This window comes from Microcystis sp. LE18-22.4A, assembly GCF_027531105.1.
In the GTDB taxonomy this organism is placed as follows: Bacteria; Cyanobacteriota; Cyanobacteriia; order Cyanobacteriales; family Microcystaceae; genus Microcystis; species Microcystis aeruginosa.
Genome location: NZ_JAPZRB010000446.1, coordinates 1 through 2,588 on the forward strand (window position 1 = coordinate 1; position 2,588 = coordinate 2,588).

The 2,588-nt window shown below is 41.8% G+C and carries 5 protein-coding genes; all 5 read left to right on the top strand.

Features of this window, described 5'->3' with window-relative positions; genetic code table 11:
• The first annotated feature begins 328 nt into the window (after positions 1 to 328).
• The 5 genes from O9295_RS19580 (at position 329) to O9295_RS19600 (ending at position 2,377) form a co-directional block, all read left to right on the top strand.
• On the top strand, positions 329 to 1,423 hold the full coding sequence (locus O9295_RS19580; protein WP_288034695.1) for a hypothetical protein: 1,095 nt from the start codon (positions 329 to 331) through the stop codon (positions 1,421 to 1,423).
• A 79-nt stretch (positions 1,424 to 1,502) separates the two neighbouring features.
• Positions 1,503 to 1,739, top strand: coding sequence for a type II toxin-antitoxin system HicB family antitoxin (locus O9295_RS19585; RefSeq protein ID WP_288034697.1), 237 nt, complete (start codon positions 1,503 to 1,505; stop codon positions 1,737 to 1,739).
• A 35-nt stretch (positions 1,740 to 1,774) separates the two neighbouring features.
• Entirely contained in the window at positions 1,775 to 1,915 is a 141-nt protein-coding gene (locus O9295_RS19590) for a type II toxin-antitoxin system HicA family toxin (RefSeq protein WP_002756833.1), read from the top strand.
• Positions 1,916 to 1,937: 22 nt separating this feature from the next.
• On the top strand, positions 1,938 to 2,159 hold the full coding sequence (locus O9295_RS19595) for a type II toxin-antitoxin system HicA family toxin (protein WP_002756832.1): 222 nt from the start codon (positions 1,938 to 1,940) through the stop codon (positions 2,157 to 2,159).
• Positions 2,159 to 2,377, top strand: coding sequence for a type II toxin-antitoxin system HicB family antitoxin (locus O9295_RS19600; protein WP_149985321.1), 219 nt, complete (start codon positions 2,159 to 2,161; stop codon positions 2,375 to 2,377). Before O9295_RS19595 ends, O9295_RS19600 begins: the two co-directional genes overlap by 1 nt.
• Positions 2,378 to 2,588: the final 211 nt, after the last annotated feature.

Genomic DNA, 2,588 nt, shown 5'->3' on the forward strand with positions numbered 1-2,588 from the left:
GATCGGGGGGAAAATCCCTGGACTTTTTCCCTGAAAATTAGGTAACTGACCACCTGAAAATAGGTAAAACCCCACACCCCACACCCCACACCCCACACCCCACACCCTGCCCCTAGGAAAAGCTTTTTCAGCAAACCCTAATTATGCCATTTACCGCCAAAGTCATTACCACAGCCGAATGGGGAGCGAGACTACCAAAACTGGGAACGTTTCCTTTGAATCAATAGATAAAACTAACTATTTTTGTCAAAGCAGGTAAAAGGCATCATTGAACCTAAAACCCCATACATCGATCCAGTTTTATCCCTAAAAAAAGAGGTAAATGAAAATGAAAAAATCAATTGTTAAATGGATACTTACTGCATTATTAACTACTGTTCTTGTGACTTTTGCTTATGGATTAGTTAACAGTGTCTTAGCTCAAATCCCATCCCCAACTGCTACAACATCTTCCCCTCAAATCCCCTCCCCGACTGCTGCTGCAACATCTTCCCCTCAAACTCAATCTGGGACTCCTGCGAAGTTCTCTGGCCAGGTGTTGGCAATAGCATTAGGGGGTGTTTTGGTTTTCTATTCAATTACTGTCTGGTGGGTAAGTTGGGATAACAACTATAATTTTACTGCATTATGGATTAAGCCTGTAGCTTTGACAGCAGGACACCTTGGTAAAGCTAGTCTTTCTAATTTTCAAATTTTTGGTTTCACCTTAGTGGTGCTATTGCGACTTCTATACACTCTGGCCAGTAGTGGAGTACTGAGTGGGCTATCAGATGACCTTCTTTTACTACTAGGTATCAGTGCTGTTGGCACAACTGGTTCCAAGGTGATAGCATTGGGAAGCAAACGACTGACATTCTCTAATTGGGCCTGGTTGCGAAATCATCAATGGCTGACCATTGGTGAAAAAGGTTACGAGAAAAAACCACAATTAGAAGATGCAAAATGGAGCGACTTAATAAAAAGTGGTGGATCATTTGATGTTTACAGCTTTCAACTACTAAGTTTTAGCTTGTTGGTAGCTGCTGAATTATTGGTCGGTATTGGTTCAGATTTGGCGACATTTACTTTACCGCAAAACTTTCTTTCTATTCTTGGACTGAGCAACGTTGTCTATCTAGGAGGGAAAGTTACAGATCCAAATTCTTACGAAGAACTCAACCAAAAAATCGATGAATTACGGACGGAAGAAACAGACTTAATTTCTCAATACCCTAATATTCAACCCGAAAGTTATGGAAAGTATATTGCCAAAGCGCGTATTGTTGCAGAGATGCTAAGGTCATTTTACGGTGAGAAAGGAATTTTTAGCGGTAATCCCATTGACTTTAGTAAATTGATGCCAAATATTCCTCAAAAAGACCCCCAATTTCAGCCAGCGATCACGGTTCTTCGTTACTTAGTATGGTTCGATAGGGGGGCATAAATCGACTAAATCCTTATCTGGCAAGAGACTTAATTGATTAGTTCGCTCTAGATCAAAAATAATTGACAAAAATCGCCAAATGCCTTTCTATATAAGGGTTCCATCCCTTATAACCCCCGTCCATTGCATAACAAAAACCGAAGAACCAAAAGATTTTGATACTAATCTTTATGTGGGTTATGTCCCTGGTTTTCCAGGAGCAAATTCTCAAGGTGAAACTTTAGATGAATTACAGACAAATCTTTGTGAAGTGATAGAAATGCTCCTTGAGGATGAACAAACAAAATTTAAAACAGTATTTGTTGGTACACAGTAATCATCAGCAATATACCTGTTCTGAAACCACAGGAAGTGGTTCGTATCTTAGAAAGTCTTGGCTTTGTTGAGGTACGTCAGAAAGGCTCCCATAAACAATTCTGTCCTGAAGATGGACGTGCAACTACTGTTCCATTTCCTAAACATGGCTTAAAGAAGAGAGAAGTGAGAGAATAGAGTGGAATGATCAGATGCTTCCATGCCTAGAAAGATCCGAGAGTTGAAAGCTCAAATTGTCCGTGAAGGATTTGTTTACTTACCCAAACGGGGCAAGGGTAGCCATGAACGTTGGAGACATCCTTTGATCGGAAAAACACTGACAATCCCGGGCAAAGATGGAGATGATGTCCCACTTTACCTAGAAAAACAACTGGCAAAACTACTGACTGAACTGAAAGAGTTGCGAGAGGATGGAGATTAATGAATAGATACAGCATGATTGTTCAGTGGTCTGATGAGGATCAGCTTTTCCTAGTAACGATCCCAGAGTTTTCTGATCTTGTCGTCATGCCTTGTACTCATGGCAAAACTCGTCAAGAGGCCATCCACAACGGTGAAGAAGTGATTGAAATGTACTTGGAAGCCTGGCGGACAGAAGGTGAAGTGATTCCCGAACCCAGAACAAGATCGGTCGCTTGATATTCCTGCTCGGTCCTGGGGCATAACAACGCCTCTGCACACCGACTGCCGAGAGTTAATCGGTGATGATGCTAGTGGGACTTAAACGCCAAATAAAGATCAAATCGAGTATAATCGTTAAAGAGTAAGCACTTTACGTTGAAAGAGCAGCGATGAAAGAGACAACCCCAGCCGCGATGCCCCCATGCTTTGACCGATGGTGTCGGCGGTT